The organism is Phenylobacterium sp., from assembly GCF_030679875.1.
Lineage (GTDB): Bacteria > Pseudomonadota > Alphaproteobacteria > Caulobacterales > Caulobacteraceae > Phenylobacterium.
On record NZ_JAUXSP010000015.1, the window covers coordinates 262,545 to 276,740 of the forward strand.

12 protein-coding genes and 1 tRNA gene are annotated in these 14,196 nt (G+C 66.8%); 5 read left to right on the top strand and 8 right to left on the bottom strand.

Annotation, left to right across the window (positions count from 1 at the left end; genetic code table 11):
• The first annotated feature begins 12 nt into the window (after positions 1–12).
• Positions 13–411, top strand: a complete 399-nt coding sequence (locus tag Q8K84_RS09345) for a DUF6491 family protein (protein ID WP_305282373.1) — start codon at positions 13–15, stop codon at positions 409–411.
• Between the two features lie 485 nt (positions 412–896).
• On the opposite strand, the gene Q8K84_RS09350 is transcribed toward Q8K84_RS09345, so the two are convergent.
• The 4 genes from Q8K84_RS09350 to Q8K84_RS09365 all read right to left on the bottom strand — a co-directional run bounded on the left by Q8K84_RS09350 (position 897) and on the right by Q8K84_RS09365 (position 5,293).
• Positions 897–3,509 (bottom strand): TonB-dependent receptor plug domain-containing protein, encoded by a 2,613-nt coding sequence (locus Q8K84_RS09350; protein ID WP_370867857.1) that lies wholly within the window; start codon positions 3,507–3,509, stop codon positions 897–899.
• 396 nt (positions 3,510–3,905) lie between these two features.
• Positions 3,906–4,520 (bottom strand): GNAT family N-acetyltransferase, encoded by a 615-nt coding sequence (locus Q8K84_RS09355; RefSeq protein ID WP_305282374.1) that lies wholly within the window; start codon positions 4,518–4,520, stop codon positions 3,906–3,908.
• 249 nt (positions 4,521–4,769) lie between these two features.
• Positions 4,770–4,844: transfer RNA gene (locus tag Q8K84_RS09360), tRNA-Val, on the bottom strand.
• A 92-nt stretch (positions 4,845–4,936) separates the two neighbouring features.
• A complete protein-coding gene (locus Q8K84_RS09365; protein WP_305282375.1) occupies positions 4,937–5,293 on the bottom strand; it encodes a response regulator in 357 nt (118 codons plus the stop codon).
• A 132-nt stretch (positions 5,294–5,425) separates the two neighbouring features.
• Here Q8K84_RS09365 and Q8K84_RS09370 point away from each other — a divergent pair, with 132 nt between their 5' ends.
• The 3 genes from Q8K84_RS09370 (at position 5,426) to Q8K84_RS09380 (ending at position 9,738) form a co-directional block, all read left to right on the top strand.
• Positions 5,426–6,328, top strand: a complete 903-nt coding sequence (locus Q8K84_RS09370) for an N-formylglutamate amidohydrolase (RefSeq protein WP_305282475.1) — start codon at positions 5,426–5,428, stop codon at positions 6,326–6,328.
• Positions 6,329–6,671: 343 nt separating this feature from the next.
• A complete protein-coding gene (gene typA / locus Q8K84_RS09375; protein WP_305282376.1) occupies positions 6,672–8,504 on the top strand; it encodes a translational GTPase TypA in 1,833 nt (610 codons plus the stop codon).
• 49 nt (positions 8,505–8,553) lie between these two features.
• Complete coding sequence (locus Q8K84_RS09380; protein WP_305282377.1) at positions 8,554–9,738, top strand: aminotransferase; 1,185 nt, start codon at positions 8,554–8,556, stop codon at positions 9,736–9,738.
• Here Q8K84_RS09380 and Q8K84_RS09385 read toward each other — a convergent pair.
• From Q8K84_RS09385 to Q8K84_RS09400, 4 genes are all read right to left on the bottom strand, one after another.
• A complete protein-coding gene (locus tag Q8K84_RS09385; RefSeq protein ID WP_305282378.1) occupies positions 9,711–10,163 on the bottom strand; it encodes a GNAT family N-acetyltransferase in 453 nt (150 codons plus the stop codon). The two genes, Q8K84_RS09380 and Q8K84_RS09385, sit on opposite strands and share 28 nt — an antisense overlap.
• A 2-nt stretch (positions 10,164–10,165) precedes the next feature.
• Complete coding sequence (locus Q8K84_RS09390; RefSeq protein ID WP_305282379.1) at positions 10,166–10,927, bottom strand: SDR family oxidoreductase; 762 nt, start codon at positions 10,925–10,927, stop codon at positions 10,166–10,168.
• An 87-nt stretch (positions 10,928–11,014) separates the two neighbouring features.
• Positions 11,015–11,767: an extensin family protein gene (locus tag Q8K84_RS09395; RefSeq protein ID WP_305282380.1), complete on the bottom strand. Its 753-nt coding sequence runs from the start codon at positions 11,765–11,767 to the stop codon at positions 11,015–11,017.
• 91 nt (positions 11,768–11,858) lie between these two features.
• On the bottom strand, positions 11,859–12,608 hold the full coding sequence (locus Q8K84_RS09400; protein ID WP_305282381.1) for an extensin family protein: 750 nt from the start codon (positions 12,606–12,608) through the stop codon (positions 11,859–11,861).
• Between the two features lie 107 nt (positions 12,609–12,715).
• On the opposite strand from Q8K84_RS09400, the gene Q8K84_RS09405 reads away from it, so the two are divergent.
• The gene (locus Q8K84_RS09405) at positions 12,716–14,182 is read left to right on the top strand and encodes a M20 family peptidase (RefSeq protein WP_305282382.1); all 1,467 of its coding nucleotides are present in this window, start codon (positions 12,716–12,718) and stop codon (positions 14,180–14,182) included.
• Positions 14,183–14,196: the final 14 nt, after the last annotated feature.

The window sequence follows — 14,196 nt, forward strand, 5'->3', positions numbered from 1 at the left end:
ATGGAGCTGTCCATGCGCGCGCTGATCTTGGTCCTGACCCTGGGCGCGACCGCCCTGGCGGCCTGCGCCCCAAATCCAGGCGGCAGCAACCCTGTGCAGGCAGCCACATCTGCCCGGGAGTGCTTCTTTACCCGTAGCGTCAATGGCTTCAGCGCCCCAGACAATGAGACCCTCTATCTCCGAGTGGGGGTGCGCGATGTTTACGAGATGCGGATGTTCTCCCCCTGCCCGGACATGGACTGGGCCCAGCAACTGGCCGTGGTCTCGCGATCGGGCTCCAGCGTCTGCCGAGGGGCCGATGCGACAATCATCTCACCTGGCCCCCTGGGGGAGCAGCGGTGCCTGGTGCGCGCCGTGCGCAGGCTGACGCCGGCAGAGGCCGAGGCCCTGCCCCGCGGCAGCCGGCCCTGAGAGCCCTTGGCTTTGAGCCTTCGGCTGCACTGACCCGCAAAGAAAATCGGCGCCGCCCAGGGCGACGCCGATGAAGGTCACGAACCCGGCGGCGAGCCGCCGGGCCGTAGTACAGCGCCCTAGAAGCGCTGCTTGACGCCGATCTTGAAGGTCCGGCCGAGCGGATTGCCGTTCGTGTAGTCGTAGTTGTACATCGACTGAACGAAGGGCGGATCGGTATCCAGGAGGTTCTGGATGCCTGCGTTGACCGTAGTGTTCCAAGGCAGTTCAATCTGAGCGTTCAGATCATGCTGCCAGAAGTCATCGCTCTTGCCGACATTGATGAAGGTCGCCGAGGCGCGATCATAACGGCAGGCGGCGCTGGCGCCGCTGGCCGGGCAAGGCAGACCAATCTGCTCGGTGCCTTCCCGATACTGGAGCGAGTAGCGGAGATTCCAGTTGCCGCCATTGACGTTGACGAAGCCGGTCGCCCGAAGACGGGGGTATTAATAGAACTCCCCAGTCAGTTCGTGACGGCCGACACGGTCCTGAGCCCGCTGGATGACCACATTGTCCGCCCCAAACAGGGTGAAGTCACTGCGGTCGTAGGTCAGCAGGTAGGTGCCGTCCAAGCCCATCGAGACCCGGGCGTCGACCATGTCGGTGCCGAAGAAGTCGTCGAAGTCATACTGGGCCTTGAAGTCGAGCCCCGATGTCTTGGTCGCCGGACCGTTGACGACGAAGCGGCTCACATTGATCACGTTCGCCGGCGCGCAGGCGCCGTCGAAGATGAAGCGAGCCACGATCGCCGCATTGGAGCAGTTCAGCGAGTCATAGATGGCCTGGGTCGGCTCGAGAACAAGTTCGTCCTCGAAATCGAACTTGAAGTAATCCAGCGAAGCCTTGAAGGCGCCCGTATTGAGCATGACGCCGACGTTGTAGGTTTTGGCGGTTTCCGGTTGCAGGCCCGGATTGTTGTTGGTCACGACCGCGCGATAGCTGCCACCGATGTTTGACACACCCTTGCTGCTACCGGGCGAGACCGCAGCCTGGCCTGGAGCCCGGAAGGTGGTGCCCGCCGAAGCGCGGAAGGCCAGCCAGTCCATGGCCTGCCAGCGTGCGGAGATCTTCGGGTTGGTGGTGGAACCCACTTGACCGCCGAACACTTCGTGACGGATGGCGCCGCTGACTTCGAAGTCATCGGTGAAGGGCAGGCGGACTTCGGCGAAGATGGCCTCGACGTCGCGATCAACGTCCAGGTCTTCCTGGGCGCCGAAGAAGACGAACGGACCGACCGGATCGGAGCAAATCGGCAGGCCGTCATCAATGGAGTCGACGCATGGGGTCGCCCGGACGTCGCCGAGGTTCTCCCAATCTTCCCTTGAGCGGCTGTAGCGGAACTGACCGCCGGCCGCCCAGGCGACTGCGCCCCCACCGAGTTCAATCCCGGTTTGACCGTTGAACACCAGGTCAGCAACCAGCAGATTGTTGGTGTTGACGTTGGTGTAGGTGCCGTAGAGCCACTCCACCAGGGCCGGGTTGTTCAGAACAGCCGGGTTGGCGCCGCCGCGGTAGTAGGGGTTGGCGGCGTCGTTCACCGCGCTGACCGCGATGCTGTTGGTGAAGGGGTTGAAGTACTGGCAGGCGCCGACTCCGGGCGTGCCGGTAGCCGGATTACAGCCAGGGCCGCCAAGACCATTGAGGGCGTGCTGGATACGGTTCACCAGCAGGTCGTTGGTCACGACCGTGGACTCGACCTCCATATAGGTCAGGGCCGCGTCCCAGCCGATGCCGTTGTCAAACTGACCCTTGAAGCCGCCGGAGATCCGGAACGAGTTGTTCTGGATGTCCTGGTAGTCGGCGCCGTCCGGATTGGTCGGATGGCCGGCGTGGGCGATGGCGCGCCAGAAGGCCTTCGCCATGGTCACACCGCCGCCCATGGCGGCGCACTGAGCCGCCGAGAGCGGAGCCGCGCATTGGGTGCGAAGGTCGATCAGGCCCGGATGGGTCGCGGGCACGAAGTACGGCACCTGACCGTTGAAGCCAGGAACCGCCGTCGAACCGGAGGTGCCCCCCGCCGTGCGCGGCGTCGGGAACTGGGTCGTCAGGTTGGCCGGCGACAGGCGCTGGTTCGGCACATCACTGCGCTTCCAGGCCACTTCACCATGGAAGGTGATGTCGTCGGTGACGTCGAAGTTCAGCTCGCTGTAGAGCTGGTAGTGGTCTTCCTCGTTCACCAGATCGTTGAAGGCCGAGAACTGGAAGCGACAGACGCTGCCGGTGGCGGTGTTGCTTGTGGGCACCACGCCGGCGGTCAGCTGGCCGCCCAACTCGTTACAACCGTTGTCCCGGAAGAAGGTCGTGCCGCCGGGCGTGCCGTAGTAGCCCGGGTTCGAGGAGCCGGACCAGCCACCGTAGTAGACGGCGTCCATGGGCGTGCGGGCCCAGTCGCGCTCATTGATGTCCAGGCGCGAGCGGTGGCGGTAGCCGGCGGTGACCAGGACGTTGCCCCGGTCGAAGATCGAACCCCAGGCGAGGTCGAGGGTGTAGTCCCCATCCGACCCGTCGATGAACATGTAGTCGCCGCTGACCTCGAAACCGTCCAGGTCTTTGCGGGTGATGAAGTTGACCACGCCGCCGACCGCGTCGGAGCCGTAGGTCGCCGCCGCGCCGTCCTTCAGGATTTCGACCCGACCGATGGCGGCCGTGGGCACGAAGCCCAGATCCTGACCACCGCCCTGGAAGGCGGCTTGGGTCGAGTCAGCCAGACGCCGGCCGTTCATCAGCACCAGGGTGCGCGACGAACCAAGCCCGCGAAGATTGATGGTCGCCGTGCCAGCGCCGCCGTTATAGCGGTTGCTTTCGCCAAGGGCCGACTGTGAGGCGCTGATCGTCTTGACCAGCTGAACGATGCTGGGCGAGCCCTGCCGTTCCAGCTCAGCCGCGCCAAGGACGTCCACGGGCAAGGCCGCATCTTCCGGCGTTCCGGCGATGAACGAGCCGGTGACGACGACTTCCTCGACCACTGTGGCCTGGGCCTGGGCTGCGGCCGAACCGGCGGCTCCCATGGCCAGTGCGACGGCCATGACCGAGCCGCCGCAGAAATAGGTACGTTTCAACATTGGTTTCCTTCCCCCTCTTGGCGCCGATCCCCTTATGGAATGGGGATTTTGACCCGTGAGCAAAAATGATCATCCGGCGCCTTTCGCAAAAGCGCCAGAATTTTTTCAACGCAGAGACATATCCAGACTATTTGACCGGTATGCAAGTTTTTGCCGTCAAACCCTTATGGCTTAAGGGGGCGCGAGCATACCTCGCCTTCGAGAGTCGGGGAGAAGGCCTGGTTTCAGGTTACATTTGGCCGCAAAAATGCCGCCAACCTTCCCCAAGGGCAGCCCGCTCCCGCGGTGTAACGCTGACCACCCCGCACCCTTTTTGACAATACCGCAGTTTCTATAAAGGAGGCCCGGGGCGGCGCGTCAGCCCCCACGACGGCTTCCGTAGGGCGCGCGGAATCATTCCGCCGAATCACGCTCAGGGGGCTGGATGATCGGCCCGGCGCCCCACTCCTCGGCCAGGAGTCCGTAGATGAGGGTGTCGCGCCACTCGCCTCTCAGTTGACGATCCTGCCGCAACAGACCCTCCCGTCGCATGCCAAGCTTCTCCATCACTCGATAGGATCCGACGTTGCGAACGTCGCAGGCCGCGGTGATGCGATGCAGGCCGAGTTGTTCGAAGCCCATGGCCATCAGGGCCCTGGCCGCCTCACTGACCAGGCCCTTGCCCCAGAGGTCGCGACGCAGCACATAGCCGATCTCCATCGTGGAATGGCGCAGGTCACGCAGATGCAGGGCGATGGCGCCCACCACCTGGGCCTCGCTCTTGAGCTCCAGAGCCAGCCCCAATTCGAGCCGGGGCCAGGTCGTTTTCTGTTCCAAAGCGCGGGCTATGAAGGCGGCCGTGTCCTCGGGACGGTTGGGCCCCCAGGGCATGTACTGCGTGACTTCGGGGTCGGACCCATAGGCATGCACCGCCTCAGTGTCCTCCAGCCGGAAATCCCGCAGGATCAGGCGCTCGGTCTCCAGGCGCTCCGGGCGTTGCGTCGGCGGCATAGGGTCAGGGGGAATCACGTCTCATCTCCAGGGTCAAAGGCCGCAGGATCCGAGGACAGTCGACCCCGGCCTTGCGGCGGGGGTCGGGAAAGATCGAGCGCTAAGCGCGCAGGCGAACGTCCTTGCGACCCCGGAAGGGACGATAGGAGCAATTGGCGCTGTGCGAAGCGAGGATCATAGCCAGAAGCTAGCAGCCCGCCTGTCAAGAGGCCAGCCTCGCGGCGGGCGCCTGCGCAGTCTCTGGGACGGGCAATCTTTGGGAAGGAATGGTGGACGCGACAGGGATTGAACCTGTGACCCCCTCGATGTCAACGAGGTGCTCTCCCGCTGAGCTACGCGTCCAGACCGGACCCCGTCAGGGGCGGGAAGGGCGGCGGTATAGCGGCGGGACGGGCCCGGCGCAAGCGCCCAGGCCTCCGCCGGCCGCCGGTTTTTCAGGCGGCCATCATCCGTTCAACCTCGGCGACGATCTCGCGCAGGTGGATCGGCTTGGACAGCACCTTGGCGCCAGCCGGCGCGGAGTCGCCCGCCGCCAGAGCCACGGCGGCGAAGCCGGTGATGAACATGATCCGCAGGGACGGATTGCGGGCGGCCGCCAGGCGGGCCACCTCGATCCCGTCCATGCCGGGCATGACGATGTCGGTGAGCAGCAGGTCCCAATCCTGGTCCAGGACCGAGGCCGCCTCCTCTCCGTCGGCGCAGGCGCGCACTTCGAAGCCGGCGCGCTCCAGGGCGCGGGCCAGGAAGCCGCGCAGGGAGTCGTCGTCCTCGGCGAGAAGGATACGGGGCATGGGCGCTTCCAGGGCGTCGTCTTTCATAGACGCGACCATAGGGGCTGCTTTGTAAATCCCCGATGAACCGCACGGTCCGTTTGACCAAGGGTCCGTTTGACCCCGGGTCCGGCGCATCGTCATATGCGCGCCATGTCCGCGGTCGAGCCCCTTGACGTCGCCGAGCCTGCCACCCTTGCGCCGGCTGGGTTCCTGGTGCGCCGGGCCGCGAGCCTGGGCGCGCCGCCGCCGACCCCGGTGATCTTCGCCTCGCCCCACTCCGGCCGGCTCTATCCGGACGACATGATGTCGGCGACCACCCTGGACGCCCAGGCGATCCGCCGTTCGGAGGACGCCTTTGTCGATCAGCTGGTCGAGGATGCGCCTCAGGCCGGGGCGGCCCTGATCATCGCCAACTATGCGCGCGCCTATATAGATGTGAACCGGGACGCCTTTGAGCTCGACCCGGGGATGTTCGTCGATGAGTTGCCGGACTTCGCCCGCAGCCGCACCGCCCGGGTGGCGGCGGGCCTGGGGGCCATCGCCAAGGTGGTCTCCGAGGGCCAGGAGATCTACGCCCGCAAGCTGACCTTCGCCGAAGCCCAGGGCCGGATCGACGGGGCGCACCGGCCCTATCACGCCGCCTTGTCCCAGCTGATCGCCGAGGCCCAGGCCGCTCACGGGATCGCCATCCTTGTGGACTGGCACTCCATGCCCTCCGCCGCCGCCAGGGCGGCCGGGGCCGGCGGTTGCGACATGGTGCTGGGGGACCGGTTCGGCGCAGCCTGCGCCAACAGCCTGACGCGGCTGGCCGAGGTGGAGCTGGAGGCCCGCGGATACCGGGTGGTGCGAAACACCCCCTATGCCGGCGGCTACACCACCGAACACTACGGCCGTCCCGCCCGCCGGGTCCACGCCCTGCAGATCGAGCTGAACCGGGCGCTCTATCTCGACGAGGAGACCCTGTCGCCGACAGCCGACTTCGCCCGACTGAAGGCCGACATCGCCACCCTGACCGCAGCCCTGACCGCGCAGGACTGGTCTAGGCGGCTCTGAACAGGCCCCTCCTGTGGCCAAAAAAAAGGCCGCGCTCGAAAGCGCGGCCAGTTCATTAGGGAGGAAACGCCCAGGAAGGGCAGAGACGTCCGGAGACGCCTCACGGTCAAAATCTACGGTGCGGCGCACAAAAGAACAAGGGATAAAATGTCGCAAGTGCGAACGGATGGTCTGGAAGGCGGCTTTCTATAGGCTTTACAACGCGATGATGCCCCGCGATCACGCAAGATTTCGTGCTGCAGCGCACAAGTCGCCTACCCCTTCATGGGGGACTGTCACCAGTTCGCGCTAGCCGTGGGGCGTCTTGTCCCCTAAAAGCCGCCGCTTCCGGAAAAGGTTTCCCATGTCGCTGCGCAACATCGCCATCATCGCCCACGTTGACCACGGTAAGACGACCCTCGTCGACCAGCTTCTCGCCCAGTCGGGCGTGTTCCGAGCCAATGAGGCGACCGTCGAGCGCGCCATGGACTCCAATGACCAGGAGCGCGAGCGCGGGATCACCATCCTGGCCAAGTGCACCAGCGTGCTTTGGAACGGCAAGGCCGGCGAGACCCGGATCAACATCATCGATACCCCTGGCCACGCCGACTTCGGCGGCGAGGTCGAACGGATCCTGGGCATGGTGGACGGTTGCGTCCTGCTGGTGGACGCCGAAGAGGGCGTCATGCCCCAGACCAAGTTCGTCCTCGGCAAGGCCCTGAAGATGGGCCTGAAGCCGATCCTCTGCCTGAACAAGGTCGACCGGCCCCACGCCGATCCCGACCGCATTCTGAATGACGCTTTCGATCTCTTCGCGGCTATTGGCGCCAGCGATGAGCAGCTCGACTTCCCGCACATCTACGCCTCGGGCAAGAACGGCTGGGCGACGCTCGACATGTCCCAGCCCAATGACAACCTTGGGCCGCTGTTCGACCTGATCGTCGAGCACGTACCCGAGCCCAAGGCCGTGGCCCGGGCCGACGAGCCCTTCCAGATTCTCTCGGTGCTGATCGAAAGCGACCCCTTCCTCGGCCGCCTGCTGACCGGCCGCATCGAGTCGGGCAAGGCCGTGCCGGGTCTGGCCATCAAGGCCCTGTCGCGGGACGGCAAGGAGATCGAGCGCGGCCGCATCACCAAGGTTCTCGCCTTCCGCGGCCTGAAGCGCCAGCCCATCGATGACGCCGAAGCCGGCGATATCGTCGCCATTGCAGGCCTTTCCAAGGCTACCGTGGCTGACACCCTCTGCGCGCTGGACGTGACTGAGGCCCTGCCGGCCCAGCCCATTGATCCGCCGACCATCTCCATGACCGTCTCAGTGAATGACAGCCCCCTGGCCGGCCGCGAGGGCGACAAGGTGCAAAGCCGCGTCATCGCCGCGCGCCTGCTGAAGGAGGCGGAGTCCAACGTCGCCATCCGCGTCACCGAAACGGCCGAGAAGGACGCCTACGAGGTCGCCGGCCGTGGCGAACTGCAACTGGGCGTGCTGATCGAAGGCATGCGCCGGGAGGGCTTCGAGGTGTCCATCAGTCGCCCCCGGGTGGTCTTCCAGACCGACCCGGAGACTGGTGAGCGTCTGGAGCCCATCGAAGAGGTGATGATCGACGTGGATGACGAGTTCTCCGGGATCGTCATCGAGAAGCTGTCGGCCCGCAAGGCTGAGCTGAAAGACATGGGCCCGTCCGGCGCCGGCAAGACGCGGATCAGCCTGATGGCCCCGTCCCGCTCGCTGATCGGCTATCAGGGCGAGTTCCTCACCGACACCCGCGGCTCGGGCGTGCTGAACCGCGTGTTCAGCCACTATGAGCCCTACAAGGGCGCCATCGACGCCGGTCGAAAGGGCGTGCTGGTGGCCAATTCCGACGGCGAGACCGCCGCTTTCGCCCTGTGGAACCTGGAAGACCGCGGCACGATGTTCGTCGGCGCCGGCGAGAAGACCTATCAGGGCATGATCATCGGTGAGAACGCCCGGGCCGACGACCTGGACGTCAACCCGATGAAGGCCAAGCAGCTCACCAACGTCCGGGCCTCGGGCAAGGATGAGAGCATCCGCCTGACCCCGCCGCGCCGGCTGACTCTCGAACAGGCCATCGCCTATATCGAGGAAGACGAACTGGTCGAGGTGACGCCCAAGAACATCCGCCTGCGCAAGAAGGTCCTGAACCCGAGCTTCCGCAAGAAGCGCGTCAAGGAAACCTAAGGCCAGACCGGGTCCAGACAGGGCAGGAAGAGGCGGCTAGGATCGTCCCATGCCCGACGCCACCTTCGCCGCCCTGCCGACCACCATCTTCGAGGAGATGAGCGGATTGGCGCGGGCGCATGGGGCGATAAATCTCGGCCAGGGCTTTCCGGACAACCCAGGGCCTGAGGCCCTGCGCCGCAAGGCCGCCGAGGCGGTGATGGACGGCTACAACCAGTATCCGCCCATGGCCGGCCTTCCCGAGCTACGGGCCGCCGTCGCCGCCCATTACCACCGCACCCAGGGGCTGGACTTCGACCCCGCCGCCGAGGTGGTGATCACGTCCGGCGCCACCGAGGCCCTGGCGGCCGCCTTCCTGGCCCTGATCGAGCCTGGTGACGAGGTGATCGTCTTCCAGCCCTTCTATGACGCCTATCTGCCGCTGATCCGCCGCGCTGGCGGCGCGCCCAGGCTGGTCTCGCTTTCCCCGCCCGACTGGCGGTTCACGAAGTCCATGCTGGAAGCGGCGATCACGCCCAGGACCCGCTTTGTGGTGCTGAACAATCCGGTCAATCCCACCGGCGTCGTGGTCCCGGACGCCGACCTCGCCCTGCTGGCCGAGATCTGCGTGGCCCACGACCTGATCGCCATCTGCGACGAGGTTTGGGAACAGGTCGTGTTCAGCCCCGCCGTCCACCGCCCCCTGATGGGCTTCCCGGGCATGGCTGAGCGCTGCGTGAAGATCGGCTCGGCCGGCAAGATGTTCGGCCTCACCGGCTGGAAGGTGGGCTTTGCCTGCGCCGCAGCGCCCCTGGCCCGGCACCTGGCCAAGGCCCACCAGTTCCTGACCTTCACGACGCCCCCCAACCTGCAGGTCGCCGTCGCCTTTGGCCTGGAGTCGATGGACGATTGGTGGAAGCAGATGCCAGCCCGCCTCGCCGCCAGCCAGCAGCGCCTGGCCAGCGCCCTGACCCGGGAGGGATTTGCGGTCCTGCCCTCCCAGGGGACCTACTTCCTCAATGTTGATCTGGCCGCCTCGGGCGTCGAAATGGGCGATCGCGACTTCGCCCGCCTGGCGGTGACCCAGGCCGGTGTCGCCACCATCCCGGTGTCGGCCCTCTACGAGGCTGATCCGGTGACCACCATCCTGCGCCTGTGCTTCGCCAAGGCCGACGCCACCCTGGAAGAGGGCGCGCTCAGCCTGGCCAGAGCCCGGGATCTTTCGGCTCAGGATCTGGCAGGCCGCGCCATATAGACGTCGAGATCGTCGTGACCGGTGACCACGAAGCCCCGCCGGTCGTAAAGGCGCTGGGCGTCGCTCTGGCGCAGCACCGTCAGGATCACCCGCGCGCCAGCAGCGTCCGCCTCGGCCAGAAGACTGTCCAGGATGGCCGTGCCCAGGCCCCGGCCCTGCCAGCGGGGGGCGAGGTAGAAGTGCTCCAGTTTCAGGACGCCGGCCTCGACCTCATGGAAGGCGACGCAGCCGGCCATCTCCCCGCCCACATGGAGCAGCCGGGTGGTTTCGGGGCGGTAGGTGTCGGCGAACCAGGCCCGCGCCCGCTCGGGATTGAAGCGGCCGATGCGGTTGAAGCTCTCGGCCATCACAGCCAGACGCAGCTCGGTCAGGGCCGGAAGGTCCTCGGCCTTCGCTGGCGAAAATGCGAAGGCCGGAACGCTCATGCTCAGCAGGTGGCGCCGCCGTCGACCACGATGGCCTGGCCGGTCATCCAGCCGCCGGCCTTGGAGGCCAGGAAGACCGCCGCGCCGGCGATGTCGTCGGGCTCGCCGAGGCGACGCAGGGGATTGTTGGCGCTGGAGCGCTTCTCGGCTTCGGGGGTGTCCCAGAGGGCCTTGGCGAAGTCGGTCTTGACCAGGCCCGGCGCGATGCAGTTGACGCGGATATTGTCCGGGCCGAACTCGACGGCCAGGTTGCGGGCCAGCTGGAAGTCAGCGGCCTTGGAGATGTTGTAGGCGCCGATGCCGGTGGAGCCGCGCAGGCCGCCGATGGACGAGATGATGATCACCGCCCCGTCGCGGCGCTCGCGCATCTGCGGCGCGGCCATCTGGATCAGCCAGTTGTTGGCGATGATGTTGTTGTCGAGGATCTTGCGGAAGGCGTCGTCCCCAATCCCGGCCATCGGACCAAAATAGGGGTTTGTGGCGGCGTTGCAGACGACGATGTCGATCTTGCCGAAGGCCTTGTTGGTCTCATCCACCAGCCGCTGAAGATCTTCCTTCGAGGAGATCGAAGCCGGCACGGCGATGGCGGCGCCCGGGTGCTTTTCGTTGATGGCCGCAGCCACCTCGTCACAGGGTCCGGCCTTGCGCGAGGAGATCACCACCTTGGCGCCATGATCGGCCATGCGCTCGGCGATGGCCTTGCCGATGCCCCGCGACGATCCGGTGATCACCGCCACCTTGCCGGTGAGATCGAACAGTTCCATGGCGCGTCTTCCCCAAATGAAATGCTTGTTTGAATGGCCGCCATTTGCGGCGCCCCCCGACGCTGGGTCAAGCCGGCTGCGGCGGCTTCAGGCGCAGAGCGGGCGTCCGCCCATGTCCAGGTGGAAGTGGTCCAGGTGGGCGTCGTTATAGTCCGGCGAGAGGGTGGTCAGGAACACCTTGCAGGCCCCGTCCCGGACCTGTCGCAGGAAGACGCCCTTGGGGCCGGGGTCATCCCAATGGTCCTTGAGCCGCACCACCTGGCCATCCGCCAGCCGGAAGCCGGAAACGTCCAGGGCGTTGGCGCTGGCGTGCTCGCTGGGCGGCCCCGCCTGCTGTCCATAGATCCGCCGGCAGGAGAAGGAGCCGAAGTGCTCTACCGCCACCACAGCCTGGCCGAGGGTCTCGAAGGCGGCGGTCTGCACCACCTGACGCTCCCAGATCGCCACGGCCAGGGCCTGCTTGCAGGTCATCACCGCATCGGCCGGCACAAGGGGCGCCATGCCGCCGGTGAACTGGATGGCGTCCTTCACCGAACAGAAGCCGTCCTCGGTCTCAGGCGCGATCTGATAGGTCAGTCCGCCCTTGGCCAGGACCGCCCGGCAGGCCGCGGCGTCCTGGCCGGTGCGGGCGGCCTTGGCCTTGGTGGCGGCCCCCACCGGATCAATGACGCTGAGCGGCTTCCAGGGCAGATGCTCGTCTGGGATGGCGCGCTCGGCCACAAGGACCAGAATCGCCACCAGCACCCACAGGATCGACAGGCCCACCAGCCGGGCCACCAGGGTCTGGCGTCGCGCATGGTGTTCGACCTGTGGATGACGGGGTGCGCGATAGCCGGCCATGAACCTTTGGGAGGACGCCCTGAACTGGAGGCGACCTTAGCCGCCGCGCCAGGCTGAGGCCACACATGGCGAGGGCCGCCTCAAGGCTTGGCTATCGACAGATGCCGAAACGCCCATAGTCCAGATGCAGATGATCGGCGTGGGCGGCATTGTAGTCTGGGCTGAGGACCGAGCGGAAATAGTCGCAGGCGCCGGTGCGGATGGCCCGCATCAGGGTTCCACCGTCATCGGCGTCATTGAAGTCGCCCAGTACGGAGAGCCGTCGCCCGTCCTCCAGCACGATGGCGGCCACGTCCAGGGCGTTGGCGCTGGCATGCTCGCTGACCCGGCCCTCGCTGCGGCCATAGACATTACGGCAGGCGAAGACCCCGTAGTGCTCCACCCGGGCGACGTCGGTCTCCATCACGGCCTGTGTCGCCGGCCCCAGGACGTGGCGGTCCCAGAAGGCGTAGGAAAGGGCGAGCGGACAGGTCATGACCGGCGCGGCCGGCGCCAGGGGCGTCACCCCATCGCGGAGGCGCACCGTATTGGTCAGCGGACAGGTTCCGGCGACCCGGTCCGGCTCCTCGGTGAACGCGATCCCGCCGGCGGCCAGGACCTCACGACAAAGCGCCGGGTCAGAGGCCGCGCGCTGGAACTTCACCACCGTCGCAAGGCCAGGAGGGTCGCTCAGGGCCAGCGGCTTCCAGGGCAGGTCCTGCGGCGGGGCAAAGGCGTCGATGGCCCAGACGAGCCCAATGGCCAGAAGGCTCATGTCGAGCAGAAAGGCCCAGAGGCCGCCAAAGGCCAGGGCCTCGGCCGAGGCCGGCTTGAGCGGAGGGAGCCAGGGAGGACGCGTCACGGTCTGACCAACGGCCGGGAATGGCGCAGGTTCACCAGGGCGGCGGGAAAACGGCTCCCAATTCGCCCGTGGCCCACTATGGTCGCGCTATCTTGAGGGGGACGGCCATGGGAATCCTGAGCAAGGCGGCGATGGGCGTGGGGGTGGCCGCAGTGGCGCTCGTGGCGGTCGTGGGGGTGCGCACCGCCCTCTACGAGCCCCCGGCCCTTGTCGCCGCCACTGATCTGGAACTGGCCCCGGCGGCGGTTTTTGACCTGCAAGCTGCAGCCGGACGACTGTCCCAGGCGATCACCTTCCAGACGGTCAGCCACCAGGACGCCGCCGACAATGAGCTGGCCGAGTGGGACCGCCTGCATGCCTGGCTGCTGGCCACCTATCCCCGCGCCCACGCCGTCATGTCCCGCGATGTGATCGCCGGTCACACCTTGGTCTACACCTGGACCGGCGCCGACCCGGCCCTGGACCCCATCGTGCTCATGGCCCACCAGGATGTAGTCCCGGCCGAGGCCGCAGACGGCTGGACCCATCCACCTTTTGCCGGCGTCATCGCCGACGGGGCGGTCTGGGGTCGCGGGGCCATCGACGACAAGGGCTCCCTGATCGGGCTGTTTGAAGCGGTGGAGACCCTGGCGGCGGCGGGCTTCCAGCCCCGACGCACAGTGATTCTGGTCAGTGGCCACAACGAAGAGGTCGGCGGCGACGGAGCGCCGGCCGCCAACGCCCTGCTGAAGTCCCGCGGCGTGTCGGCTCAGTTCGTGCTCGACGAGGGCCTGCTGGTGGTCGCCGATAATCCCCTGACCGGCGGACCCGCAGCCCTGATCGGGGTGGCGGAGAAGGGCTACGCCACCCTGGTGGTGACCGCGCCGTCTGAAGGCGGCCACTCCTCAGCCCCGCCCCCACAGACTGGGGTCTCAACCCTCGCGCGGGCGGTGACCGAGATCACCGACAGCCCCTTCCCCATGCGCCTCCAGGGGCCGGGCGCCGACATGCTGCATGTGCTGGGCGCAGGGGCAGGCCTGCCCATGCGTGCGGCGCTCGCCAACACCTGGGCCACCGAGCCTTTGATTGTCCGACAGATGGCCGCCACGCCGGCCGGCGCGGCCCTCCTGCACACCACCATCGCTCCGACCATGCTGCAGGGCAGTCCGAAGGAGAATGTCCTGCCCCGGGACGCCAGGGCCTGGATCAACTACCGCATCGCGCCTGGCGACACCTCCGAAGATGTCCTGGAACGGGCCAGGGCCGCCGTAGGCGACCTCCCCGTGGAGTTCGCCTGGGCCCGGCCGCCGCAGGAGCCTTCGGCGGTGTCTTCCACCGATTCAGAGGGCTGGAAGGTGATCGCCGCCCTGGCCGCCGAGGTCACCGGCGCCCCCGTGGCGCCTGGCCTGGTGACCGCCGGCACCGACAGCCGCTTCCTCGCCGAGGTGGCCCAGGACACCTATCGCTTCCAGCCGATCACGCTGAGCATGGCCGAGACCGCCATGATCCACGGCGTGGATGAGCGGATGACCCTGCCCAATCTGGAACGAATGGTGCAGTTCTATGCGCGGCTGATCGCGACAGCGGCGCGCTGACCCCTTGCGGCGAG

Bases quoted from the DNA above. Each gene is read 5' to 3' on its own strand.
- Q8K84_RS09345 (WP_305282373.1), top strand. From the start codon at position 13: ATGCGCGCGCTGATCTTGGTCCTGACCCTGGGCGCGACCGCCCTGGCG.
- Q8K84_RS09365 (WP_305282375.1), bottom strand. From the start codon at position 5,293: ATGCCCCGTATCCTTCTCGCCGAGGACGACGACTCCCTGCGCGGCTTC.
- Q8K84_RS09370 (WP_305282475.1), top strand. From the start codon at position 5,426: ATGTCCGCGGTCGAGCCCCTTGACGTCGCCGAGCCTGCCACCCTTGCG.
- typA (WP_305282376.1), top strand. From the start codon at position 6,672: ATGTCGCTGCGCAACATCGCCATCATCGCCCACGTTGACCACGGTAAG.
- Q8K84_RS09380 (WP_305282377.1), top strand. From the start codon at position 8,554: ATGCCCGACGCCACCTTCGCCGCCCTGCCGACCACCATCTTCGAGGAG.
- Q8K84_RS09385 (WP_305282378.1), bottom strand. From the start codon at position 10,163: ATGAGCGTTCCGGCCTTCGCATTTTCGCCAGCGAAGGCCGAGGACCTT.
- Q8K84_RS09390 (WP_305282379.1), bottom strand. From the start codon at position 10,927: ATGGAACTGTTCGATCTCACCGGCAAGGTGGCGGTGATCACCGGATCG.
- Q8K84_RS09395 (WP_305282380.1), bottom strand. From the start codon at position 11,767: ATGGCCGGCTATCGCGCACCCCGTCATCCACAGGTCGAACACCATGCG.
- Q8K84_RS09405 (WP_305282382.1), top strand. From the start codon at position 12,716: ATGGGAATCCTGAGCAAGGCGGCGATGGGCGTGGGGGTGGCCGCAGTG.